We start from the raw sequence: 21,520 nt of genomic DNA on the forward strand, positions 1-21,520 counted from the left end.
AACCTCCGCCTACATGCTTAAACCGGGACAACCGTCGCCCGGCTAACATAGCCTTCTCCGTCCCCCCTTCGCAGTAACACCAAGTACAGGAATATTAACCTGTTTCCCATCGACTACGCCTTTCGGCCTCGCCTTAGGGGTCGACTCACCCTGCCCCGATTAACGTTGGACAGGAACCCTTGGTCTTCCGGCGAGCGGGCTTTTCACCCGCTTTATCGTTACTTATGTCAGCATTCGCACTTCTGATACCTCCAGCACCCCTCACAGGACACCTTCAACGGCTTACAGAACGCTCCCCTACCCAACAACGCATAAGCGTCGCTGCCGCAGCTTCGGTGCATGGTTTAGCCCCGTTACATCTTCCGCGCAGGCCGACTCGACCAGTGAGCTATTACGCTTTCTTTAAATGATGGCTGCTTCTAAGCCAACATCCTGGCTGTCTGTGCCTTCCCACATCGTTTCCCACTTAACCATGACTTTGGGACCTTAGCTGGCGGTCTGGGTTGTTTCCCTCTTCACGACGGACGTTAGCACCCGCCGTGTGTCTCCCGTGATAACATTCTTCGGTATTCGTAGTTTGCATCGGGTTGGTAAGCCGGGATGGCCCCCTAGCCGAAACAGTGCTCTACCCCCGAAGATGAATTCACGAGGCGCTACCTAAATAGCTTTCGGGGAGAACCAGCTATCTCCCGGTTTGATTGGCCTTTCACCCCCAGCCACAAGTCATCCGCTAATTTTTCAACATTAGTCGGTTCGGTCCTCCAGTTAGTGTTACCCAACCTTCAACCTGCCCATGGCTAGATCACCGGGTTTCGGGTCTATACCCTGCAACTTAACGCCCAGTTAAGACTCGGTTTCCCTGCGGCTCCCCTATACGGTTAACCTTGCTACAGAATATAAGTCGCTGACCCATTATACAAAAGGTACGCAGTCACCCCATAAAAGAGGCTCCCACTGCTTGTACGTACACGGTTTCAGGTTCTTTTTCACTCCCCTCGCCGGGGTTCTTTTCGCCTTTCCCTCACGGTACTGGTTCACTATCGGTCAGTCAGGAGTATTTAGCCTTGGAGGATGGTCCCCCCATATTCAGACAGGATACCACGTGTCCCGCCCTACTCTTCGAGTTCACAGCCTGTGTGCTTTCGTGTACGGGACTGTCACCCTGTACCGTGCGACTTTCCAGACGCTTCCACTAACACACAAGCTGATTCAGACTCTGGGCTGCTCCCCGTTCGCTCGCCGCTACTGGGGGAATCTCGGTTGATTTCTTTTCCTCGGGGTACTTAGATGTTTCAGTTCCCCCGGTTCGCCTCGTTAACCTATGTATTCAGTTAACGATAGTGTGACGGATCACACTGGGTTTCCCCATTCGGACATCGCCGGGTCAAAGGTTCATATCACCTCGCCGGCGCTTTTCGCAGATTAGCACGTCCTTCATCGCCTCTGACTGCCAGGGCATCCACCGTGTACGCTTAGTCGCTTAACCTCACAACCCGAAGATGTTTCTTTCGATTCATCACCGGCTTGCGAAAATTTGAGAGACTCGAACACACATAACATGTGTGTCGTTTCAATTTTCAGCTTGATCCAGATTTTTAAAGAGCAAATATCTCAAACGTCACCCGAAGATGAGTTTTGAGATATGTCGGCAGGTGACTTTCACTCACGAACCAGCAAGTGGCGTCCCCTAGGGGATTCGAACCCCTGTTACCGCCGTGAAAGGGCGGTGTCCTGGGCCTCTAGACGAAGGGGACACTGAAGTCTCAATCGCAAGACGCCTTGCTATTTACTTTTCATCAGACAATCTGTGTGAGCACTACAAAGGCAGGTTCTTTAAGGTAAGGAGGTGATCCAACCGCAGGTTCCCCTACGGTTACCTTGTTACGACTTCACCCCAGTCATGAATCACAAAGTGGTAAGCGCCCTCCCGAAGGTTAAGCTACCTACTTCTTTTGCAACCCACTCCCATGGTGTGACGGGCGGTGTGTACAAGGCCCGGGAACGTATTCACCGTAGCATTCTGATCTACGATTACTAGCGATTCCGACTTCATGGAGTCGAGTTGCAGACTCCAATCCGGACTACGACGCACTTTATGAGGTCCGCTTGCTCTCGCGAGTTCGCTTCTCTTTGTATGCGCCATTGTAGCACGTGTGTAGCCCTACTCGTAAGGGCCATGATGACTTGACGTCATCCCCACCTTCCTCCAGTTTATCACTGGCAGTCTCCTTTGAGTTCCCGGCCGGACCGCTGGCAACAAAGGATAAGGGTTGCGCTCGTTGCGGGACTTAACCCAACATTTCACAACACGAGCTGACGACAGCCATGCAGCACCTGTCTCAGAGTTCCCGAAGGCACCAAAGCATCTCTGCTAAGTTCTCTGGATGTCAAGAGTAGGTAAGGTTCTTCGCGTTGCATCGAATTAAACCACATGCTCCACCGCTTGTGCGGGCCCCCGTCAATTCATTTGAGTTTTAACCTTGCGGCCGTACTCCCCAGGCGGTCGACTTAACGCGTTAGCTCCGGAAGCCACGCCTCAAGGGCACAACCTCCAAGTCGACATCGTTTACGGCGTGGACTACCAGGGTATCTAATCCTGTTTGCTCCCCACGCTTTCGCACCTGAGCGTCAGTCTTTGTCCAGGGGGCCGCCTTCGCCACCGGTATTCCTCCAGATCTCTACGCATTTCACCGCTACACCTGGAATTCTACCCCCCTCTACAAGACTCTAGCCTGCCAGTTTCGAATGCAGTTCCCAGGTTGAGCCCGGGGATTTCACATCCGACTTGACAGACCGCCTGCGTGCGCTTTACGCCCAGTAATTCCGATTAACGCTTGCACCCTCCGTATTACCGCGGCTGCTGGCACGGAGTTAGCCGGTGCTTCTTCTGCGGGTAACGTCAATTGCTGNGGTTATTAACCACAACACCTTCCTCCCCGCTGAAAGTACTTTACAACCCGAAGGCCTTCTTCATACACGCGGCATGGCTGCATCAGGCTTGCGCCCATTGTGCAATATTCCCCACTGCTGCCTCCCGTAGGAGTCTGGACCGTGTCTCAGTTCCAGTGTGGCTGGTCATCCTCTCAGACCAGCTAGGGATCGTCGCCTAGGTGAGCCGTTACCCCACCTACTAGCTAATCCCATCTGGGCACATCTGATGGCAAGAGGCCCGAAGGTCCCCCTCTTTGGTCTTGCGACGTTATGCGGTATTAGCTACCGTTTCCAGTAGTTATCCCCCTCCATCAGGCAGTTTCCCAGACATTACTCACCCGTCCGCCACTCGTCACCCGAGAGCAAGCTCTCTGTGCTACCGTTCGACTTGCATGTGTTAGGCCTGCCGCCAGCGTTCAATCTGAGCCATGATCAAACTCTTCAATTTAAGTTTGATGCTCGTGAATTAAACTTCGTAATGAATTACGTATGTTCACTCAGAGACTTGGTATTCATTTTTTGTCCGARGACRTTAAGAATCCATGTCACTTTGAGTGCCCACACAGATTGTCTGATAAATTGTTAAAGAGCAGTTGCGACGCGGCTTACAGCTCACCGTCGCGAGGTGGCGTATATTACGCTTTCCTCTTTCAGAGTCAACCCTGAAGTTCAGGATTTTTTCTCTTCAACCGACCGGGTTATCTGTGAAGTGATTCACATCCGCCGTGTCGATGGAGGCGCATTATAGGGATCCCAATTTTTAGCACAAGTACTTTTTGGATCTTTTTTTCCAACTGTCGATTTTCCGCGCTTTTCGCTGAAATCCCACCCAACATGCTTAAATATTGACGCTTTTTGCCTTGCCTCGATCCATTAATATGATCAAGTCTTCTATATAGTGCTCATCGTTCGAGGTAGATATGTCCGCAGTGTTACGTCCTTATAAAGATCTTCTCCCCCAAAAAGGCGATCGCGTGATGATCGATGCCAGCAGCGTGGTCATCGGCGATGTTCGAATGGCCGATGACGTCAGTATCTGGCCGCTCGTCGCCATTCGGGGGGATGTAAACCATGTAGCCATTGGCGCACGCACCAATATTCAGGACGGTAGCGTTCTGCACGTAACCCACAAATCCTCCTATAACCCCCAGGGCAATCCACTCATCATTGGAGAAGATGTCACCGTCGGCCATAAAGTGATGCTTCACGGCTGCACTATTGGTAATCGGGTTCTTGTTGGCATGGGGTCGATTTTGCTGGATGGCGTCGTTGTAGAAGATGACGTGATGATTGGCGCAGGCAGCCTTGTTCCTCAGAACAAAAGACTGGAGAGCGGCTATCTCTATTTGGGAAGCCCGGTAAAACAGATCCGCCCCCTGAAGGAGGCAGAGATCGAAGGATTAAAATACTCGGCGAATAACTACGTTAAATGGAAGAATGACTATCTGAGTCAGGATACCCAGACCCAGCCCTGATCGTCTTCCTGCTGATCGCGGATTAAATCGCTGGCTTCCTCTTCAAGATCCCAGCGATTTTCACAAAACACCTCTAACGGGTCTGAACCACCAAAGCGGCGCAACAGCGTTTCCCCACGAATGGCGCAGGTAAGTTGCATTCCATGCACCAGCACCGGGAAACAGACCGCCTGTTTACTCTCGTCCCAGCTTTCCCTGTCCGGAAAATGTATTGCCTGATTCACGCCGTGAGCTCCCTTTTCAGCTTTTCAATGACCGGTTCGACCAAAGGCAATACACCGTGCCAGAGCAGCACCGCGTGTGCCGCCTGTCCCACCAGCATTCCCAGCCCATCGGCTACGTGTTTTCCGCCGTGCTGTTCACACCAGCTCAAAAAAGGTGTCTTCCCTTTCTGATAGAACATGTCGTAGAAGTAAATATGGGCACTTACCAGCGAAGCAGGGATCGCCGGCACGTCACCACCGATACCACTGGAGGTGGCGTTGATGATCAGATCAAACTCACAATCGGCAAGTTCATCCAGGGCGACCGCGCTCACGCTGCCGGTATGTGCGAACAACGCAGCCAGCGCTTCTGCCCGCGAGAAGGTCCTGTTTGTAATGGTCACCGCGCAATCCAGTGACAGCAGAGGCAGCAATACTCCCCGCGACGCTCCGCCCGCACCAATCAGCAGAACCCTGAAACCAGGCTTAATAAACGAGAGCCTTTCCAGATCGCTCAGTAACCCAATTCCGTCAGTGTTGTCTCCCAGCAGGCGTCCATCCTCAAGCCGTTTTAAGGTATTCACTGCACCCGCAAGGGAAGCACGCTCGGTGAGTTTATCCGCACGTTCGAAGGCTTCCTCTTTAAACGGTACCGTTACATTCGCACCTTTGCCGCCCGCGTTGAAAAAACCCTCCAGCGCAGGAATAAATGCATCAACAGGTGCCAGCACGCGGCCATAGGGATGATTTATTTGCAGTTGCTCGGCAAACAGTTGATGGATTAACGGTGACTTGCTGTGTGCTATCGGATTACCAAAAACAGCATAGGTTTCCATTGGATTACCCCTGGCGAAAACGTTCGCCGGTCAAGGCGTCGCGGATTTCAGACGGATTGAGGCGCCCTCCCGTCTCACCGACGGCAACCGGGAAATCATTCCCAAACTGCGCCCTTACTTCGTCAGTTGTGCGGCAAGGTGGCTGCCCGGTCAGATTCGCGCTGGTTGAGACCAGTGGTTTTCCAAAGGCCAGGCAAAGCTCGACCACCAGCGGATGGTCCGTCACGCGCACGGCGAGGGAATCAAAGCGCCCGGTCAACCAGCGCGGCGTTGTCGGCTTCGCCGGGAAAACAAAGGTCACGGGGCCGGGCCATGCTGAGAAAATAGTCTCCCGCTGCTCCGGCGTTAGCATGGAATCATCGATATAAGGCTTAAGCTGCTCATAGTTAGCAGCGATTAAAATAAGCCCTTTTTCGACTGGCCTCTGTTTAAGTGTGAGCAGTCGACCAACGGCCGTTTCGCTGTCAGGATCACAACCGACCCCAAAAACAGCTTCAGTTGGATAGGCGATGACTTCTTCATTTTTCAGGACATCCACCGCATGAGCAATAGAGCCTGATGGCAGGTTATTCTTCACTGTTTTGATCCGCCGGAACCGGCTTTCCACATTGTTTACTGGCGCAGAAGCGTTTCAAACCTTGCGCCGTTTTTTTCTCTATAAGTAGCGGATAATTGCAATGAGAGCAGACACCCGCTACCGGTTTGAAATTGATAACAAACTGACATTCAGGATAGCGATCGCAGGAATGAAAGGTCTTACCAAAACGAGAACGGCGCTGCACGAGCTGTCCACGCTGGCATTGAGGACAGGCAATAGCCGTTTCATCAGGTTTATCAATTTGTTCTGTATGTTCACATTCAGGATAGAGGCTACAGCCAATAAACATGCCGAAACGACCCTGACGTAGCGCTAACTCGCCGCCGCAAAGAGGGCAAAGCTGTCCCTCCAGAATTTTGACGATATGTCCATCCGCCTGGCTTTTCAGGGGACGGACATAATCACATTCCGGATAGTGGGAACAACCGAGAAACGGGCCGTGTTTCCCGGACCGAATAACAAGTTCAGCCCCGCACTGCGGGCAGGGCTCATTTTTATGCACCGTGAATAGTGCTGATTTGGCCATAACAACTCTTGGTGCTGCACATTGAATTAATGCAGCATACCTTCATTCACTTCAAAGAGTAATTCTTCCATTTGCTGATAGGCATTTTCACAGCCTGGAATATTAAACAGAACCATCAGGATGACCCACTTGAGATCTTCCAGTTCGAAGTCTGCCGTATCCAGCGCCATAACGCGCTCTATCACCATCTCTCTCGTTTCGAGGTTTAGCACCTGAATCTGCTCAAGGAATAAAATGAATCCCCGGCAGCTCGCGTCCAGCCTTTCACACTCTTCAGCTGTGTAGATGCGCACAGACAATGGGTCAGAAGCTAACTGCATCGGTTCGGCGAGGCCTTCCTGATAATCAGCCAGTTTTTCCAGCCACATCAACGCATTATAGATATCTTCCCGCTCAAACCCCGCATCGGTAAGATCCTGTGTCAATTTGTCCTGATCCACTCGCATTTCTGCTTCGTTATGGATGTAAGTCTCAAACAAATACATCAGTACGTCGAACATGGCTTGCCCTCCTTAATCGGACATAGCCGCCGGGTACAGCTGCGATCCATCCTGCTAACTCCAGTTCGAGTAGCTGTGCTACCGTAACTGGCACAGGTTGGCCGGCACGTTCAGCGACAACGTCAACAGGTGTTACCTCATCTCCTACGTTAGCCAGGAGCTTGGGAAATGGCAATGCCACCTTTCCCTGATCTGATGAATAATGTCGCTTTTCGGGATCTTCCTGCAGCCATTGCAATCCATATTGCAAATTTTCAAGAATGTCCCTGACTTCCGTTACCGGTGTTGCACCCTGCTTTATCAGCCAGTGCGGCCCTTCGCATCCCGGGTTACCAATTGGGCCGGGTAAGGCAAACACGTCTCGCCCCTGCTCAAGCGCGCACCGTGCGGTAACAAGCGAACCGCTGCGTACCGCTGCTTCAACCACGAACACCCCCTGACTTAGCCCGCTGATAATTCGATTACGCCGGGGAAAGTGTCCCGGCCGGGGCTGCGCTGATAGCGGAAACTCAGACACTATCGCGCCACCAGAATCGATAAGCCGCGCAGCCAGCGCCTGATGCCGACGAGGATAAATACTAAAGAGACCGTTACCCAGCACCGCAACGCTACGCCCTTTTGCCGATAGCGCAGCGTTGTGGGCGACACCGTCAATACCGCAGGCCAGCCCGCTGGTGATCGTTAAACCACTTTGAGAAAGCTGTTCACAGAGAATTTTTCCCCATCGCTCGCCGTACCATGACGGCGCACGGCTGCCAACAACCGCCAGTTGAACTGCATTCAGTACATTAGGGTTGCCTTTAACAAAGACTGCGCCTGGATAATCCGGGATCGTCCGGAGTAAGGGGGGATAAAGGGGGTGATCCGCCGTGATCAGATAGTTACCCGGCAGCTCAAGCCATAGCAGGCTACTTTCCAGCTCACTTTCTCTGAGCGCAAAGAACCGTGCAGCCTGTTTGACAGACAGACCGGCGTCTCTGACAACAGGACCATCAATGGTTGTCTGGTTGTGCAATCGTGCTGCCGCTTCCAGCATCACATCGCCATAAAGAGAACCGGTGTGTATTAACCGTAGCCATAACTCAGTCGACGTCATCCTTTCCCCTGCCATAAGCGGCCTCCGCAATCATTGCGATTGGTCACTGATGCTGTCAATCGATGGGGGTTTTGTCTAGAATAGGAGATAATATTCTTATCAACTCCTGAACACGACTCTGGAAATTTATGGCAGTTTTGCAAGTGTTACATATTCCGGACGAGCGCCTTCGCATCGTCGCTGAACCGGTAAAAGAAGTGAATGCAGAAATTCAGCGTATCGTTGATGATATGTTCGATACCATGTACGCCGAAGAAGGTATTGGTCTTGCGGCCACTCAGGTCGACATTCACAAGCGTATTATCGTGATCGACGTATCTGAAAATCGCGATGGCCGCCTGGTGTTAATCAATCCTGAGCTGCTCGAGAAGAGTGGCGAAACAGGTATTGAGGAAGGTTGTCTGTCTATTCCGGAACAGCGTGCTTTAGTGCCGCGCGCCGAAAAAGTGAAAATTCGCGCCCTGGATCGTGACGGCAATCCGTTCGAACTGGAAGCTGACGACCTGCTGGCGATCTGTATTCAGCATGAGATGGATCATCTGGTCGGTAAACTGTTTATCGATTATCTCTCGCCGCTGAAGCAGCAACGAATTCGTCAGAAAGTAGAGAAACTGGATCGTTTGCGTTCTCGCGCATAACGTCCCCCCGGATACAAGGATCATCGTGTCTAAATCACTACGTATTATCTTCGCGGGAACCCCTGATTTTGCAGCGCGTCATCTTGACGCGCTGTTATCTTCTGGCCACCAGGTTGTTGGCGTGTTTACCCAACCGGATCGCCCGGCTGGCCGTGGTAAAAAACTGATGCCAGGTCCTGTTAAGGTGCTGGCAGAAGAACATGGGTTACCTGTTTTCCAGCCAGCATCCTTACGCCCTCAGGAAAACCAGCAGCTTGTCGCTGACCTGAATGCCGATGTAATGGTGGTGGTGGCTTACGGTTTAATTCTGCCAAAAGCTGTGCTTGATATGCCTCGCCTGGGTTGCATTAACGTGCATGGTTCTTTGCTTCCACGCTGGCGTGGGGCAGCACCTATTCAGCGCTCTTTATGGGCGGGTGATGCTGAAACGGGCGTCACAATCATGAAGATGGATGTAGGTTTAGACACCGGTGACATGCTTTATAAACTGGCCTGCCCCATTACGGCCGAGGATACCAGTGCCACCCTGTATGACAAGCTGGCAGAGCTTGGCCCGCAAGGGCTGATTGAAACCCTCCAGCAGATTGCGAATAATACGGCGAAACCTGAAGTTCAGGATGAAGCGCTGGTCACTTACGCTGAAAAATTGAGTAAAGAAGAAGCCCGGATTGACTGGTCTCTGTCAGCGGCTCAACTTGAACGCTGCATTCGCGCCTTTAATCCATGGCCGATGAGCTGGATGGTTATCGACGAGCAGCCGGTGAAAGTCTGGAAAGCCTCCCTTATTGACGGTCACACAACGGCTGAGCCCGGTACGATTATCGACGCCAGCAAGAACGGTATTCAGGTAGCTACCGCACAAGGGATCCTGAATCTGGAATCGCTACAACCTGCGGGTAAGAAGGCGATGAGCGCACAGGATTTGTTAAATTCTCGTCGCGAATGGTTTATCCCGGGCAATCGCCTTGCCTGACCTCATTTAATTTTAGCGCCCGGTGTTTCCGGGCATTTTTATTTTTACGGTTATGAAAAAACAAAATTTACGCAGTATGGCGGCTCAGGCCGTTGAGCAGGTTGTCGAGCAGGGCCAGTCATTGAGCAATATCCTGCCAGCTTTGCAGCAAAAAGTGTCCGACAAAGACAAAGCCCTGCTTCAGGAGCTCTGTTTTGGCGTCCTGCGCACGCTTTCTCAGCTCGAGTGGCTGGTTAATAAGCTGATGTCACGTCCAATGACCGGCAAGCAGCGCACCGTGCATTATTTGATTATGGTTGGCTTCTATCAGCTTCTTCACACGCGTATCCCGCCTCATGCCGCACTGGCTGAGACAGTGGAAGGTGCCGTTGTGATTAAACGTCCTATGCTGAAAGGGTTGATTAATGGCGTTCTGCGCCAGTTCCAACGACAGCAGGAAGAGCTTCTGGCTGAGTTCGAGCAAAGTGAAGCACGTTATCTGCATCCTGACTGGCTCCTGAATCGCCTTAAAAAAGCCTGGCCAGAGCAGTGGCAGGCAATTGCCGACGCGAATAATCAGCGTCCGCCGATGTGGTTACGCATCAACCGTAATCACCATACGCGCGACGCCTGGCTGGCTTTACTGGAAGAGGCTGGAATGAGCGGCTTCACACATGAAGCATATCCTGACGCTGTGCGTTTAGCCTCTCCTGCTCCGGTACATGCTTTACCTGGTTTTGATGAAGGCTGGGTGACCGTACAAGATGCTTCCGCGCAGGGCTGCATGACCTGGCTGGAACCTAAAAACGGCGAGCACATCCTCGATCTCTGTGCCGCGCCAGGCGGTAAGACGACGCATATTCTGGAAGTGGCCCCTCAGGCAAACGTCATGGCCGTGGATGTCGATGAGCAGCGTCTTTCACGCGTCTATGACAACCTTAAGCGCCTGGGAATGAAAGCGCAGGTTAAGCAAGGCGATGGCCGCAAACCCGCAGAATGGTGTGGTGAAACGCAATTCGATCGCATCTTGCTGGATGCTCCCTGCTCGGCTACCGGCGTTATTCGTCGCCACCCGGATATCAAGTGGTTACGTCGCGATCGTGATATCAAGGAACTGACTCAACTGCAATCCGACATTCTTGATGCCATTTGGCCACACCTGAAGCCAGGAGGCACGTTGGTCTATGCGACCTGTTCGGTCCTTCCGGAAGAAAACAGCCAACAGATTGCAGCCTTCCTTAAACGTACCCCGGATGCAGTGCTACACGACACGGGCACGCCTGAACGCCCAGGCCTGCAGAATCTGCCGGCCGCTGAAGAAGGTGATGGCTTCTTTTACGCTAAGCTAATCAAAGAGTGATGTTGAGAACAGGTCACGAGATATGAAGATAATCATTCTGGGCGCCGGACAGGTTGGTGGGACGCTGGCTGAAAACCTTGTTGGCGAAAATAATGACATCACGATTGTCGATACCAATGGCGATCGGCTGCGTGTTTTACAGGACAAATTTGACCTTCGCGTCGTGCAAGGTCATGGCTCGCACCCGCGTGTCCTGCGTGAAGCGGGCGCCGACGATGCTGACATGCTGGTTGCGGTGACCAGTTCTGACGAAACCAACATGGTGGCATGTCAGGTGGCCTATTCGCTGTTCAACACGCCGAACCGGATCGCGCGCATCCGCTCCCCGGACTATGTCCGGGATGCAGAGAAGCTGTTTAATTCCGAAGCGGTCCCTATCGACCATCTTATCGCTCCAGAACAGCTGGTTATCGACAATATCTACCGCCTGATCGAATATCCTGGTGCGCTGCAGGTGGTGAACTTCGCCGAAGGTAAAGTGAGCCTGGCGGTCGTTAAGGCCTATTACGGCGGCCCATTGATCGGTAATGCGCTCTCCACCATGCGTGAGCATATGCCGCATATTGATACCCGCGTTGCAGCCATTTTCCGCCATGACAGGCCAATTCGCCCACAGGGTTCAACCATAGTCGAGGCAGGTGATGAAGTCTTCTTCATCGCGGCATCTCAGCATATTCGCGCGGTAATGAGCGAACTGCAGCGTCTCGAAAAACCGTATAAACGCATTATGCTCGTTGGCGGTGGTAATATCGGCGCGGGACTGGCGCACCGGCTGGAAAAAGACTACAGCGTGAAGTTGATCGAGCGCGATCAACAGCGCGCGGCTGAGCTGGCTGAAAAGCTGCAAAACACCATCGTGTTTTATGGCGATGCCTCTGATCAAGAGCTGCTGGCAGAAGAGCATATTGATCAAGTTGATCTGTTTATTGCCGTCACTAACGACGACGAGGCGAACATTATGTCCGCCATGCTCGCCAAGCGTATGGGGGCAAAAAAAGTCATGGTGCTTATTCAACGCCGCGCCTACGTTGACCTCGTGCAGGGAAGCGTTATTGATATCGCGATATCACCGCAGCAAGCAACCATTTCTGCCCTGCTGAGCCATGTTCGTAAGGCGGATATTGTTGGCGTATCCTCCCTTCGCCGCGGTGTGGCTGAAGCCATTGAGGCCGTTGCTCATGGTGATGAAACCACATCACGCGTTGTGGGCCGCGCTATCGATGAAATTAAACTGCCACCGGGAACAATTATTGGTGCCGTGGTGCGTGGAAACGACGTGATGATTGCGAATGATAATTTACGTATCGAGCAAGGCGACCACGTCATTATGTTCCTTACCGATAAAAAGTTTATTACCGACGTCGAACGTTTATTCCAGCCAAGTCCATTCTTCCTGTAATCAATCAGGTGCTTATAAAAGAGCACCTGATTATTAACCCTCTTATTCCCATGCCTTTTATTTTTCATAACGATTAATTATCCCCAATGGAAATTAACTAATCATTTGTTAAACTTATAATCGTCAGTTGGCTCAAGGAGAAGAAAATGAGTTTAGTTAAAGAATTTCGCGAATTTGCGATGCGCGGGAATGTGGTGGATCTGGCAGTGGGTGTCATTATCGGTGCAGCGTTCGGTAAGATCGTTTCATCACTGGTAGCCGACATTATTATGCCTCCCCTCGGGCTGTTAATCGGGGGCATTGATTTTAAACAGTTTGCCGTGACGCTTCGGGATGCACAGGGTGATGTCCCTGCCGTTGTTATGCATTATGGCGTTTTCATTCAGAACATATTTGATTTCGTGATCGTGGCGTTCGCCATTTTTATGGCTATCAAGCTTATCAATAAGCTTAACCGTAAAAAGGCTGAAGAACCGGCTGCGCCGCCTGCTCCGACAAAAGAAGAAGTGTTATTGACTGAAATTCGCGATCTGTTGAAAGAGCAAAATAACCGCTCTTAATCAGACGTTGAAAAAAGGAAGGCCAGTGGTAAAAAAGCGATTCGCTTGCTTGCCACTGGCCTCCCAGTTACCCCGTTTTGCATGTTTCCCTTTTCGTAAATAACTCCCTTTTCCTTTTTTATTCTTCTCAATACGCTGCCTGAAAAGCGGGTCGTGGAGCAGTGCCTCAATGGCATTGTCCTGAATTTGCCCTTTCGTATGCTGATAGCGGCTCATAATTTCTCCTGAGCATGGTGTATGTCGACGGGAGTCTAGTCCCGGATGAAGTAAAAATCAACAGCCCTGGGTTCCACTGGCCCCCTGTTCAAGGGCTTCAAGAATTGAACAATAAATACTGCTATGGGCTGTACCGCAGCAGGCGTCATTCAACCGTTGCAGAGAACGCTGCATGGTCTGCAGTTCCTGTATACGCGCTTCAACTTCATCAAGCCTTGCCTGTACGATACTCTTCGACTCCTGGCAAGTATGGTGTTCAGGATCGATGCGGATCGAAAGTAACTCGCGGATCGAGTCCAGCGTGAAACCAAGCTGGCGAGCGTAGCGGATAAACCGTAAGCGCTGCAGGTCATGATCGGTATAGAGTCGAAATCCACCTTCAGTACGAACCTCGTGATCAATCATCTGCTGCTTTTCGTAATAGCGGACAGTGTCCGGCGTTACGTTAGCAAGCCTGGCAAGTTCACCGATACGGTACATGGTTATTCCTCATTTATTTTCTGCATTAGCCTGTCACTGTACTCACCGTGCAAAAAGTCTGTGCTCATTCCGGCCTGACGCATTTTGAGTTCGATGAGAGCCAGTCGACGGCTAATTTCACAGTGGCTGGGATCATCCTTGCGAATCCCTTTCAGCAGGTCAGCCAGTTGCATGGCCTCTTTACGCTGCTCCAGTTCCGGTGGTAAACAACCGGCATTTTTGAGTAAGCGATATCCGGCCCGTAATTCAGGGGCAACATGCGAATCATCATCAAGCACTAACGGCTCACCGCGTCCCGCAAGGTTATCAAATTCGCCTTTTCGCTGAGCATCGCTGATATGGCGTTCTGCCCACTGGTCGAGCAACCACATGAATAACTCCAGAAGATGAACAGAAAAGATACAGATATTGTAGAGAAGTGGGGATTCAGCGGATATAAAAAAACCCGCCGAAGCGGGTTTTTTTACGTTACTACAGATTACTCTGCAGCAGCTTCTGCTTTAGATTCTGAACGATCAACCAGCTCGATGTAAGCCATCGGAGCGTTGTCGCCTGCACGGAAGCCACACTTCAGAATACGAGTGTAACCACCGGCACGGCTCGCGAAACGCGGACCCAGTTCGTTAAACAGTTTTGCCACGATCTCGTTATCACGAGTACGGGCGAATGCCAGACGACGATTTGCAACGCTGTCAGTCTTGGCAAGAGTAATCAGCGGCTCAACTACGCGACGCAGCTCTTTCGCTTTAGGCAGGGTCGTCTTGATGATTTCATGACGAACCAGTGAACCTGCCATGTTGCGGAACATAGCCTGGCGATGGCTGCTGTTGCGGTTCAGTTGACGACCACTCTTACGATGGCGCATGACCTTATCCTTCTCAGTAAAACCTTAACCTGTGATCCGGTTACTCGTCAGCAATGCTTGCTGGTGGCCAGTTTTCCAGGCGCATGCCCAGAGACAGACCACGTGAAGCCAGCACGTCTTTAATCTCGGTAAGAGATTTTTTACCCAGGTTCGGCGTTTTCAGCAACTCAACCTCGGTACGCTGTACCAGATCACCGATATAGTGGATAGCTTCTGCCTTGAGGCAGTTAGCAGAGCGGACAGTCAATTCGAGATCGTCAACAGGGCGCAGCAGGATCGGATCGAATTCTGGTTTCTCTTCTTTCACTTCCGGCTGACGAACATCACGTAAGTCAACGAAAGCTTCCAGTTGTTCTGCCAGGATGGTTGCCGCACGACGAATCGCCTCTTCAGGATCGATTGTGCCGTTGGTTTCCATTTCGATGACCAGCTTGTCCAGGTCGGTACGCTGTTCTACACGCGCTGCTTCAACATTGTAGGCAATACGCTCTACAGGGCTGTAGCATGCGTCGACCAGCAGACGGCCGATTGGGCGCTCATCTTCTTCCGAATGAATTCGGGCAGAAGCCGGCACATAACCACGACCGCGCTGAACTTTGATACGCATGCTAATCGCTGCGTTCTCATCGGTCAGGTGGCAGATCACGTGCTGCGGCTTGACGATTTCAACATCACCGTCGTGGGTGATGTCGGCTGCAGTCACAGGGCCAATGCCAGATTTATTCAGAGTAAGAATAACTTCATCTTTACCCTGAACTCTCACCGCCAGCCCTTTCAGGTTGAGCAGGATTTCAAGGATATCTTCCTGAACGCCTTCTTTGGTGCTGTACTCATGAAGTACACCATCAATCTCAACCTCGGTCACCGCGCAACCCGGCATCGATGAGAGCAGAATACGGCGCAGTGCGTTACCCAGAGTATGGCCAAAGCCACGCTCTAAAGGCTCAAGGGTCACCTTGGCGTGCGTCGAACTCACTTGCTCGATATCTACCAGGCGCGGTTTTAGAAACTCTGTCACAGAACCCTGCATTGTGTCCTCTCTTTGGTACTAAGCTTTACTTGGAGTAAAGCTCGACGATCAGGTGTTCGTTAATGTCCGCAGACAGATCAGAACGTTCTGGCTGACGCTTGAACGTACCTTCCATCTTGCCAGCATCAACTTCCAGCCAGGTTGGCTTTTCACGCTGCTCAGCCAGCTCCAGAGCGGCTTTCACGCGAGATTGCTTTTTCGCTTTCTCACGAATGCTAACAACGTCATTCGCTTTAACCTGATAAGAAGCGATGTTAACAACACGACCGTTTACCATGATTGCTTTATGGCTAACCAACTGGCGTGATTCAGCACGAGTCGCGCCGAAGCCCATACGGTAAACAACGTTGTCCAGACGACCTTCCAGCAGAGCCAGCAGGTTTTCACCTGTGTTGCCTTTCAGACGTGCTGCTTCTTTATAGTAGTTACGGAACTGACGCTCCAGCACACCGTACATACGGCGAACTTTTTGCTTTTCACGCAACTGCACACCATAGTCAGACAGACGCGGTTTACGCGCACCGTGCTGGCCAGGAGCTTGTTCAATTTTACACTTGGTATCGATCGCGCGAACGCCAGACTTAAGGAATAAGTCGGTGCCCTCACGACGGCTCAGCTTGAGCTTAGGACCCAAATATCTTGCCATTTTCTATCTCCAACTAACCTAAAAAACGAGCGTTATACGCGACGTTTTTTCGGCGGACGACAACCGTTATGAGGGATCGGAGTCACATCAGTAATATTCGTGATGCGGAAACCAGCGGCGTTCAGAGCGCGAACAGTAGATTCACGACCCGGACCCGGACCTTTAACCATAACTTCCAGATTCTTGATGCCGTATTCTTTTACGGCTTCTGCGCAACGCTCTGCTGCAACCTGAGCTGCAAACGGAGTGGATTTGCGAGAACCACGGAAACCGGAACCACCGGCTGTTGCCCAACCCAAAGCGTTACCCTGACGATCAGTAATAGTAACGATGGTGTTGTTGAAAGAAGCATGGATATGAGCCACGCCGTCAGAGACTTGTTTTCTTACACGTTTACGTGCACGAACTGGTGCCTTTGCCATTATTCAATCACCCCGATTATTTCTTGATCGGTTTGCGCGGACCCTTACGGGTACGTGCGTTGGTCTTAGTACGCTGACCGCGCACTGGCAGACCACGACGATGACGCAAACCGCGATAGCAACCAAGATCCATCAGGCGCTTGATGCTCATGCTGATTTCACGGCGCAGATCACCTTCAACGACAAATTTGGCAACTTCGTCACGCAGCGTGTCGATTTGTTCTTCAGACAGCTCACTGATCTTAACATCTTCAGCGATACCCGCTGCAGCCAGAATGGCTTTGGAACGGGTCTTGCCGACGCCATAGATCGAAGTTAATGCGATCACAGCATGTTTCTGATCAGGAATGTTAATGCCTGCTATACGGGCCACTATGCACTCCTACTATTTAATATGTACGCACCATGCTGAAAAGCCCGTTTTCAGGATACTCAAATGGAAACGTACAGACATACAAAAGATTGGCTGGCTAATCTAGCCAGCTCAACCCAACTTTGCAAGAAAAATATGCGAAATAATCAGCCTTGGCGCTGTTTATGCTTCGGCTCGGCACTGCAAATCACACGGATGACACCATCACGCTTAACGATTTTGCAGTTACGGCATAATTTCTTGACGGAAGCACGAACTTTCATTTTTACTCTCCGTAACTTCTCAGGCGACCATTTAGCGGCCGTAGCCTTTCAGGTTCGCCTTCTTCAATGCAGACTCATACTGACTGGACATCATCAGAGTTTGCACTTGAGCCATAAAGTCCATAATCACGACAACAACGATAAGCAGTGAGGTCCCACCGAAGTAGAACGGTACCTTCATTGCATCACGCATGAACTCCGGGATCAGGCAGATAAAAGTAATATAAAGCGCACCAACCAAAGTCAGGCGAGTCATTACTTTATCGATATACTTCGCCGTTTGCTCTCCCGGACGAATTCCTGGTACAAATGCACCGGACTTCTTCAGGTTATCTGCTGTTTCACGCGGGTTGAAAACCAACGCCGTGTAGAAGAAACAGAAGAAGATGATCGCAGACGCATAGAGTAACACATAAAGTGGTTGCCCAGGCTGCAAATACAGCGAAATTGTTGTCAGCCAGTTCCAACCAGTACCGCCCCCGAACCATGACGCGATGGTTGCCGGGAACAGAATAATACTGGAAGCGAAGATAGCCGGGATAACCCCCGCCATGTTCACTTTCAGCGGTAAATGTGTGCTCTGTGCAGCATAGACACGACGACCTTGTTGACGCTTAGCGTAGTTCACCACAATGCGGCGTTGACCACGTTCAACGAAGACAACAAAGAACGTCACTGCAAATACTAATACTGCAACCAACAGCAACAGGAGGAAGTGCAGGTCGCCTTGACGCGCTTGCTCGATAGTGTGGGCAATGGCTGGCGGGAGACCCGCAACGATACCAGCGAAGATAATGATTGAGATACCGTTACCGATACCACGCTCAGTAATCTGTTCGCCGAGCCACATCAGGAACATTGTTCCTGTGACCAGACTTACAACAGCGGTGAAATAGAATGCAAAGCCTGGGTTTAATACCAGGCCCTGCATACCAGGCATATTCGGAAGACCGGTAGCAATACCGATCGACTGGAATATTGCCAGCACCAGAGTGCCGTAACGGGTGTACTGGCTTATCTTACGACGTCCAGACTCCCCTTCTTTCTTCAGTTCTGCCAGGGCCGGATGAACGACCGTCAGCAGCTGGATAATAATCGATGCCGAAATATACGGCATGATACCCAGAGCGAAGATAGAAGCACGGCTGAGAGCACCACCAGAGAACATGTTAAACATTTCAATGATGGTGCCTCGCTGTTGCTCAAGCAGTTTGGCAAGTACAGCGGCATCGATACCAGGGATCGGAATAAAAGAGCCAACACGGAACACAATCAGCGCGCCGATAACAAACAGCAGTCTGCGTTTCAGCTCGCCAAATCCACCTTTGGCACTTTGAAAATCTAATCCCGGTTGCTTAGCCATCTGCTACTTATTCCTCAATTTTACCGCCAGCGGCTTCGATAGCAGCACGAGCACCTTTAGTAACACGCAGGCCACGAACAGTTACCGGAGTAGAAACTTCACCAGCCAGGATCACTTTCGCGAACTCGATCTGGATACCGATAATGTTTGCCGCTTTCAGCGTGTTCAGGTCTACAACGCCGCCTTCAACTTTCGCCAGGTCAGACAGACGGATTTCCGCTGTAATCGCTGCTTTGCGAGAAGTGAAGCCGAACTTCGGCAGACGACGGTACAGTGGCATCTGGCCACCCTCGAAACCGCGACGTACGCCACCGCCAGAACGAGAGTTCTGACCTTTGTGACCACGACCACCGGTTTTGCCGAGGCCAGAACCGATACCACGACCCAGGCGTTTACCCGCCTTTTTAGAGCCTTCGGCCGGAGACAGAGTATTTAAACGCATCTCTTACTCCTCAACTTTAACCATGAAGTAAACCGCGTTGACCATACCACGAACAGCGGGAGTATCCTCACGCTCAACGGTATGACCAATACGACGCAGACCCAGGCCAAGCAGCGTTGCCTTGTGTTTCGGCAGACGACCGATTGCACTGCGGGTTTGAGTGATTTTAATAGTCTTTGCCATGGTCAATTACCCCAGAATTTCTTCAACGGATTTACCACGCTTGGCAGCGACCATTTCTGGAGAATTCATATTTTCCAGGCCATCAATAGTTGCACGAACCACGTTAATCGGGTTGGTGGAACCGTATGCTTTAGCCAGAACGTTATGAACCCCAGCAACTTCCAGAACGGCGCGCATTGCACCACCGGCGATGATACCGGTACCTTCTGAAGCTGGCTGCATGAATACACGAGAACCCGTGTGAACACCTTTAACTGGGTGCTGCAGGGTACCGTTGTTCAGCGCGACGTTAATCATATTGCGACGGGCTTTTTCCATCGCTTTCTGGATCGCTGCTGGAACTTCACGCGCTTTACCGTAACCAAAACCAACGCGACCGTTACCATCGCCAACTACAGTCAGAGCTGTGAAGGAGAAAATACGACCACCTTTAACGGTTTTAGATACGCGGTTAACCGCGATCAGCTTTTCCTGCAGTTCGCCAGCCTGTTTTTCGATGTGAGCCATCTTACACCTCTACCTTAGAACTGAAGGCCAGCTTCACGGGCAGCATCTGCCAGTGCCTGGACACGACCATGATATTGGAACCCGGAACGGTCAAAGGAAACATTGCTGATGCCTTTTTCCAGAGCGCGTTCTGCAACAGCTTTACCTACAGCTGCAGCGGCGTCTTTGTTACCGGTGTACTTCAATTGCTCTGCAATAGCTTTTTCTACAGTAGAAGCAGCTACCAGAACTTCAGAACCGTTTGGTGCAATGACCTGTGCGTAAATATGACGCGGGGTACGATGTACCACCAGGCGAGTTGCACCCAGCTCTTTGAGCTTGCGGCGTGCGCGGGTCGCACGACGGATACGAGCAGATTTCTTATCCATAGTGTTACCTTACTTCTTCTTAGCCTCTTTGGTACGCACGACTTCGTCGGCGTAACGAACACCCTTGCCTTTATAAGGCTCAGGACGACGGTAGGCGCGCAGATCTGCTGCAACCTGACCGATCAGCTGTTTATCAGCGCCTTTCAGCACGATTTCAGTCTGGGTCGGACATTCTGCAGTGATACCGGCCGGCAGCGGATGCTCAACAGGGTGTGAGAAGCCCAGAGACAGGCCTACTGCATTCCCTTTGATAGCTGCACGATAACCTACACCAACCAGTTGAAGCTTTTTAGTGAAGCCTTCGGTAACACCAACAACCATTGAGTTCAGCAGGGCACGCGCGGTACCAGCCTGAGCCCATCCATCCACGAAACCATCACGTGGACCGAAGGTCAGAGCGTTATCTGCATGTTTAACTTCAACAGCTTTGTTGAGGGTACGAGTCAGCTCGCCGTTTTTACCTTTGATCGTAATAACCTGACCGTCGATTTTTACATCAACGCCGGCAGGAATAACGACCGGTGCTTTAGCAACACGAGACATTCTTTCCTCCGATTAGGCTACGTAGCAGATAATTTCGCCACCAAGACCAGCTTGGCGCGCTGCACGATCAGTCATAACACCTTTAGAGGTAGAAACAACTGCGATACCAAGACCAGCCATAACTTTAGGCAGCTCATCTTTTTTCTTATAGATGCGCAGACCTGGGCGGCTGACACGCTGAATGCTTTCTACAACAGCTTTACCCTGGAAATACTTGAGAGTAAGTTCCAGTTCCGGCTTGGTGTCGCCTTCAACTTTAAAATCTTCGATAAAACCTTCTTCCTTCAGCACGTTGGCAATTGCCACTTTCAGCTTGGCGGAAGGCATGGTGACCGCAACTTTGTTCGCGGCCTGACCGTTACGGATACGGGTCAGCATATCCGCGATCGGATCTTGCATGCTCATCTGTCTTTACTCCCGTGATTCAATTGGTAATTACCAGCTAGCCTTTTTCAAGCCTGGTACTTCACCGCGCATGGCGGCTTCACGCAGTTTGATACGGCTCAACCCAAACTTGCCCACATAACCATGTGGACGACCTGTTTGACGACAGCGGTTACGCTGACGAGACGGGCTGGAATCACGCGGCAGAGACTGCAGCTTGAGAACCGCATTCCAACGATCTTCGTCGGAAGCGTTCACATCAGAAATGATCGCTTTCAGTTCAGCGCGTTTAGCGAAGAATTTATCAGCTAAAGCTACGCGTTTTACTTCGCGTGCTTTCATTGATTGCTTAGCCATTCAG

Annotated in this window: 29 protein-coding genes, 1 tRNA gene and 2 rRNA genes (1 of these 32 only partly in view); 6 read left to right on the top strand and 26 right to left on the bottom strand. The window is 51.3% G+C overall.

All coding sequences use genetic code 11. From position 1 onward, the window contains the following. The 3 genes from JTA15_RS15440 to JTA15_RS15450 form a co-directional block, all read right to left on the bottom strand. A 23S ribosomal RNA gene (locus JTA15_RS15440) occupies positions 1-1,486 on the bottom strand; it reaches 1,421 nt to the left of the window's first position. A 192-nt stretch (positions 1,487-1,678) separates the two neighbouring features. Then, positions 1,679-1,754, bottom strand: a tRNA-Glu gene (locus tag JTA15_RS15445). An 85-nt stretch (positions 1,755-1,839) separates the two neighbouring features. After that, positions 1,840-3,379, bottom strand: a 16S ribosomal RNA gene (locus JTA15_RS15450). The 16S and 23S rRNA genes sit together here with 1 tRNA gene alongside, the layout of an rRNA operon. 472 nt (positions 3,380-3,851) lie before the next feature. Here JTA15_RS15450 and JTA15_RS15455 point away from each other — a divergent pair. Further along, positions 3,852-4,406 carry a gamma carbonic anhydrase family protein gene (locus JTA15_RS15455; RefSeq protein ID WP_219372470.1) on the top strand — a complete coding sequence of 185 codons (555 nt, stop codon included), beginning with the start codon at positions 3,852-3,854 and terminating at the stop codon, positions 4,404-4,406. Here JTA15_RS15455 and JTA15_RS15460 read toward each other — a convergent pair. From JTA15_RS15460 to dprA, 6 genes are read right to left on the bottom strand one after another with little or no spacing between them, the layout of a single operon-like run. Then, positions 4,382-4,630 carry a DUF1488 domain-containing protein gene (locus JTA15_RS15460; protein ID WP_014171883.1) on the bottom strand — a complete coding sequence of 83 codons (249 nt, stop codon included), beginning with the start codon at positions 4,628-4,630 and terminating at the stop codon, positions 4,382-4,384. The two genes, JTA15_RS15455 and JTA15_RS15460, sit on opposite strands and share 25 nt — an antisense overlap. After that, positions 4,627-5,445, bottom strand: coding sequence for a shikimate dehydrogenase (gene aroE, locus JTA15_RS15465; protein ID WP_219372471.1), 819 nt, complete (start codon positions 5,443-5,445; stop codon positions 4,627-4,629). Before aroE ends, JTA15_RS15460 begins: the two co-directional genes overlap by 4 nt. Positions 5,446-5,449: 4 nt before the next feature. Then, the gene (gene tsaC / locus JTA15_RS15470; RefSeq protein WP_020882978.1) at positions 5,450-6,022 is read right to left on the bottom strand and encodes an L-threonylcarbamoyladenylate synthase type 1 TsaC; all 573 of its coding nucleotides are present in this window, start codon (positions 6,020-6,022) and stop codon (positions 5,450-5,452) included. After that, the gene (locus tag JTA15_RS15475; RefSeq protein WP_063215008.1) at positions 6,012-6,569 is read right to left on the bottom strand and encodes a type I DNA topoisomerase; all 558 of its coding nucleotides are present in this window, start codon (positions 6,567-6,569) and stop codon (positions 6,012-6,014) included. Before JTA15_RS15475 ends, tsaC begins: the two co-directional genes overlap by 11 nt. A gap of 26 nt (positions 6,570-6,595) precedes the next feature. Further along, positions 6,596-7,069 carry a DUF494 family protein Smg gene (smg, locus tag JTA15_RS15480; protein ID WP_014171887.1) on the bottom strand — a complete coding sequence of 158 codons (474 nt, stop codon included), beginning with the start codon at positions 7,067-7,069 and terminating at the stop codon, positions 6,596-6,598. Next, positions 7,041-8,165 carry a DNA-protecting protein DprA gene (dprA, locus tag JTA15_RS15485; RefSeq protein WP_063157245.1) on the bottom strand — a complete coding sequence of 375 codons (1,125 nt, stop codon included), beginning with the start codon at positions 8,163-8,165 and terminating at the stop codon, positions 7,041-7,043. Before dprA ends, smg begins: the two co-directional genes overlap by 29 nt. A gap of 128 nt (positions 8,166-8,293) precedes the next feature. On the opposite strand from dprA, the gene def reads away from it, so the two are divergent. The 5 genes from def to mscL all read left to right on the top strand — a co-directional run bounded on the left by def (position 8,294) and on the right by mscL (position 13,074). Beyond that, positions 8,294-8,803: a peptide deformylase gene (gene def, locus JTA15_RS15490; protein WP_008503479.1), complete on the top strand. Its 510-nt coding sequence runs from the start codon at positions 8,294-8,296 to the stop codon at positions 8,801-8,803. 25 nt (positions 8,804-8,828) lie between these two features. Then, on the top strand, positions 8,829-9,776 hold the full coding sequence (gene fmt / locus JTA15_RS15495) for a methionyl-tRNA formyltransferase (RefSeq protein WP_014171889.1): 948 nt from the start codon (positions 8,829-8,831) through the stop codon (positions 9,774-9,776). A gap of 52 nt (positions 9,777-9,828) precedes the next feature. Continuing rightward, entirely contained in the window at positions 9,829-11,115 is a 1,287-nt protein-coding gene (rsmB, locus tag JTA15_RS15500) for a 16S rRNA (cytosine(967)-C(5))-methyltransferase RsmB (protein WP_047356140.1), read from the top strand. A gap of 22 nt (positions 11,116-11,137) precedes the next feature. After that, positions 11,138-12,514, top strand: coding sequence for a Trk system potassium transporter TrkA (gene trkA / locus JTA15_RS15505; RefSeq protein WP_014171891.1), 1,377 nt, complete (start codon positions 11,138-11,140; stop codon positions 12,512-12,514). Positions 12,515-12,660: 146 nt separating this feature from the next. Next, on the top strand, positions 12,661-13,074 hold the full coding sequence (gene mscL / locus JTA15_RS15510; RefSeq protein WP_014171892.1) for a large-conductance mechanosensitive channel protein MscL: 414 nt from the start codon (positions 12,661-12,663) through the stop codon (positions 13,072-13,074). Here the strand turns inward: mscL and JTA15_RS15515 are convergent, their stop codons facing one another. From JTA15_RS15515 to rpsN, 17 genes are all read right to left on the bottom strand, one after another. Further along, positions 13,075-13,290 (bottom strand): alternative ribosome-rescue factor A, encoded by a 216-nt coding sequence (locus JTA15_RS15515; protein WP_014171893.1) that lies wholly within the window; start codon positions 13,288-13,290, stop codon positions 13,075-13,077. It abuts the gene before it with no gap. A 57-nt stretch (positions 13,291-13,347) separates the two neighbouring features. Further along, entirely contained in the window at positions 13,348-13,770 is a 423-nt protein-coding gene (gene zntR, locus JTA15_RS15520; RefSeq protein ID WP_219372472.1) for a Zn(2+)-responsive transcriptional regulator, read from the bottom strand. Positions 13,771-13,772: 2 nt separating this feature from the next. Then, positions 13,773-14,141, bottom strand: coding sequence for a DUF1992 domain-containing protein (locus JTA15_RS15525; RefSeq protein WP_044859364.1), 369 nt, complete (start codon positions 14,139-14,141; stop codon positions 13,773-13,775). Positions 14,142-14,248: 107 nt separating this feature from the next. Then, positions 14,249-14,635, bottom strand: coding sequence for a 50S ribosomal protein L17 (gene rplQ, locus JTA15_RS15530; RefSeq protein ID WP_001216372.1), 387 nt, complete (start codon positions 14,633-14,635; stop codon positions 14,249-14,251). Between the two features lie 40 nt (positions 14,636-14,675). Beyond that, entirely contained in the window at positions 14,676-15,665 is a 990-nt protein-coding gene (gene rpoA / locus JTA15_RS15535; protein WP_002919219.1) for a DNA-directed RNA polymerase subunit alpha, read from the bottom strand. Positions 15,666-15,690: 25 nt separating this feature from the next. After that, positions 15,691-16,311 (bottom strand): 30S ribosomal protein S4, encoded by a 621-nt coding sequence (rpsD, locus tag JTA15_RS15540; protein ID WP_004868345.1) that lies wholly within the window; start codon positions 16,309-16,311, stop codon positions 15,691-15,693. 32 nt (positions 16,312-16,343) lie between these two features. After that, on the bottom strand, positions 16,344-16,733 hold the full coding sequence (gene rpsK / locus JTA15_RS15545; RefSeq protein WP_003863312.1) for a 30S ribosomal protein S11: 390 nt from the start codon (positions 16,731-16,733) through the stop codon (positions 16,344-16,346). A gap of 16 nt (positions 16,734-16,749) precedes the next feature. Next, positions 16,750-17,106 (bottom strand): 30S ribosomal protein S13, encoded by a 357-nt coding sequence (gene rpsM / locus JTA15_RS15550; RefSeq protein WP_003863308.1) that lies wholly within the window; start codon positions 17,104-17,106, stop codon positions 16,750-16,752. Positions 17,107-17,252: 146 nt separating this feature from the next. Next, positions 17,253-17,369, bottom strand: coding sequence for a 50S ribosomal protein L36 (rpmJ, locus tag JTA15_RS15555; RefSeq protein WP_000868187.1), 117 nt, complete (start codon positions 17,367-17,369; stop codon positions 17,253-17,255). Positions 17,370-17,400: 31 nt separating this feature from the next. Next, on the bottom strand, positions 17,401-18,732 hold the full coding sequence (gene secY / locus JTA15_RS15560) for a preprotein translocase subunit SecY (RefSeq protein WP_014171896.1): 1,332 nt from the start codon (positions 18,730-18,732) through the stop codon (positions 17,401-17,403). Positions 18,733-18,739: 7 nt separating this feature from the next. After that, entirely contained in the window at positions 18,740-19,174 is a 435-nt protein-coding gene (rplO, locus tag JTA15_RS15565; protein ID WP_003863304.1) for a 50S ribosomal protein L15, read from the bottom strand. Positions 19,175-19,177: 3 nt separating this feature from the next. Beyond that, entirely contained in the window at positions 19,178-19,357 is a 180-nt protein-coding gene (rpmD, locus tag JTA15_RS15570; RefSeq protein WP_003863301.1) for a 50S ribosomal protein L30, read from the bottom strand. Between the two features lie 6 nt (positions 19,358-19,363). Continuing rightward, positions 19,364-19,864, bottom strand: a complete 501-nt coding sequence (gene rpsE, locus JTA15_RS15575) for a 30S ribosomal protein S5 (RefSeq protein WP_003863299.1) — start codon at positions 19,862-19,864, stop codon at positions 19,364-19,366. Positions 19,865-19,878: 14 nt separating this feature from the next. Beyond that, positions 19,879-20,232 (bottom strand): 50S ribosomal protein L18, encoded by a 354-nt coding sequence (gene rplR / locus JTA15_RS15580; RefSeq protein WP_013099023.1) that lies wholly within the window; start codon positions 20,230-20,232, stop codon positions 19,879-19,881. Between the two features lie 9 nt (positions 20,233-20,241). After that, complete coding sequence (gene rplF / locus JTA15_RS15585; RefSeq protein ID WP_003863296.1) at positions 20,242-20,775, bottom strand: 50S ribosomal protein L6; 534 nt, start codon at positions 20,773-20,775, stop codon at positions 20,242-20,244. Positions 20,776-20,787: 12 nt separating this feature from the next. Beyond that, positions 20,788-21,180, bottom strand: a complete 393-nt coding sequence (gene rpsH / locus JTA15_RS15590) for a 30S ribosomal protein S8 (RefSeq protein WP_006178918.1) — start codon at positions 21,178-21,180, stop codon at positions 20,788-20,790. A gap of 30 nt (positions 21,181-21,210) precedes the next feature. Then, entirely contained in the window at positions 21,211-21,516 is a 306-nt protein-coding gene (rpsN, locus tag JTA15_RS15595) for a 30S ribosomal protein S14 (protein WP_003863291.1), read from the bottom strand. Between the last annotated feature and the right edge of the window lie 4 nt (positions 21,517-21,520).

Origin of the sequence: Enterobacter sp. BIDMC 29, assembly GCF_019378755.1 — a bacterium.
Classification (GTDB): domain Bacteria; phylum Pseudomonadota; class Gammaproteobacteria; order Enterobacterales; family Enterobacteriaceae; genus Enterobacter; species Enterobacter ludwigii.

Bases quoted from the DNA above. Each gene is read 5' to 3' on its own strand.
- JTA15_RS15455 (WP_219372470.1), top strand. From the start codon at position 3,852: ATGTCCGCAGTGTTACGTCCTTATAAAGATCTTCTCCCCCAAAAAGGC.
- aroE (WP_219372471.1), bottom strand. From the start codon at position 5,445: ATGGAAACCTATGCTGTTTTTGGTAATCCGATAGCACACAGCAAGTCA.
- JTA15_RS15475 (WP_063215008.1), bottom strand. From the start codon at position 6,569: ATGGCCAAATCAGCACTATTCACGGTGCATAAAAATGAGCCCTGCCCG.
- smg (WP_014171887.1), bottom strand. From the start codon at position 7,069: ATGTTCGACGTACTGATGTATTTGTTTGAGACTTACATCCATAACGAA.
- dprA (WP_063157245.1), bottom strand. From the start codon at position 8,165: ATGACGTCGACTGAGTTATGGCTACGGTTAATACACACCGGTTCTCTT.
- def (WP_008503479.1), top strand. From the start codon at position 8,294: ATGGCAGTTTTGCAAGTGTTACATATTCCGGACGAGCGCCTTCGCATC.
- rsmB (WP_047356140.1), top strand. From the start codon at position 9,829: ATGAAAAAACAAAATTTACGCAGTATGGCGGCTCAGGCCGTTGAGCAG.
- trkA (WP_014171891.1), top strand. From the start codon at position 11,138: ATGAAGATAATCATTCTGGGCGCCGGACAGGTTGGTGGGACGCTGGCT.
- mscL (WP_014171892.1), top strand. From the start codon at position 12,661: ATGAGTTTAGTTAAAGAATTTCGCGAATTTGCGATGCGCGGGAATGTG.
- JTA15_RS15515 (WP_014171893.1), bottom strand. From the start codon at position 13,290: ATGAGCCGCTATCAGCATACGAAAGGGCAAATTCAGGACAATGCCATT.
- zntR (WP_219372472.1), bottom strand. From the start codon at position 13,770: ATGTACCGTATCGGTGAACTTGCCAGGCTTGCTAACGTAACGCCGGAC.
- JTA15_RS15525 (WP_044859364.1), bottom strand. From the start codon at position 14,141: ATGTGGTTGCTCGACCAGTGGGCAGAACGCCATATCAGCGATGCTCAG.
- rplQ (WP_001216372.1), bottom strand. From the start codon at position 14,635: ATGCGCCATCGTAAGAGTGGTCGTCAACTGAACCGCAACAGCAGCCAT.
- rpoA (WP_002919219.1), bottom strand. From the start codon at position 15,665: ATGCAGGGTTCTGTGACAGAGTTTCTAAAACCGCGCCTGGTAGATATC.
- rpsD (WP_004868345.1), bottom strand. From the start codon at position 16,311: ATGGCAAGATATTTGGGTCCTAAGCTCAAGCTGAGCCGTCGTGAGGGC.
- rpsK (WP_003863312.1), bottom strand. From the start codon at position 16,733: ATGGCAAAGGCACCAGTTCGTGCACGTAAACGTGTAAGAAAACAAGTC.
- rpmJ (WP_000868187.1), bottom strand. From the start codon at position 17,369: ATGAAAGTTCGTGCTTCCGTCAAGAAATTATGCCGTAACTGCAAAATC.
- secY (WP_014171896.1), bottom strand. From the start codon at position 18,732: ATGGCTAAGCAACCGGGATTAGATTTTCAAAGTGCCAAAGGTGGATTT.
- rplO (WP_003863304.1), bottom strand. From the start codon at position 19,174: ATGCGTTTAAATACTCTGTCTCCGGCCGAAGGCTCTAAAAAGGCGGGT.
- rpmD (WP_003863301.1), bottom strand. From the start codon at position 19,357: ATGGCAAAGACTATTAAAATCACTCAAACCCGCAGTGCAATCGGTCGT.
- rpsE (WP_003863299.1), bottom strand. From the start codon at position 19,864: ATGGCTCACATCGAAAAACAGGCTGGCGAACTGCAGGAAAAGCTGATC.
- rplR (WP_013099023.1), bottom strand. From the start codon at position 20,232: ATGGATAAGAAATCTGCTCGTATCCGTCGTGCGACCCGCGCACGCCGC.
- rplF (WP_003863296.1), bottom strand. From the start codon at position 20,775: ATGTCTCGTGTTGCTAAAGCACCGGTCGTTATTCCTGCCGGCGTTGAT.
- rpsH (WP_006178918.1), bottom strand. From the start codon at position 21,180: ATGAGCATGCAAGATCCGATCGCGGATATGCTGACCCGTATCCGTAAC.
- rpsN (WP_003863291.1), bottom strand. From the start codon at position 21,516: ATGGCTAAGCAATCAATGAAAGCACGCGAAGTAAAACGCGTAGCTTTA.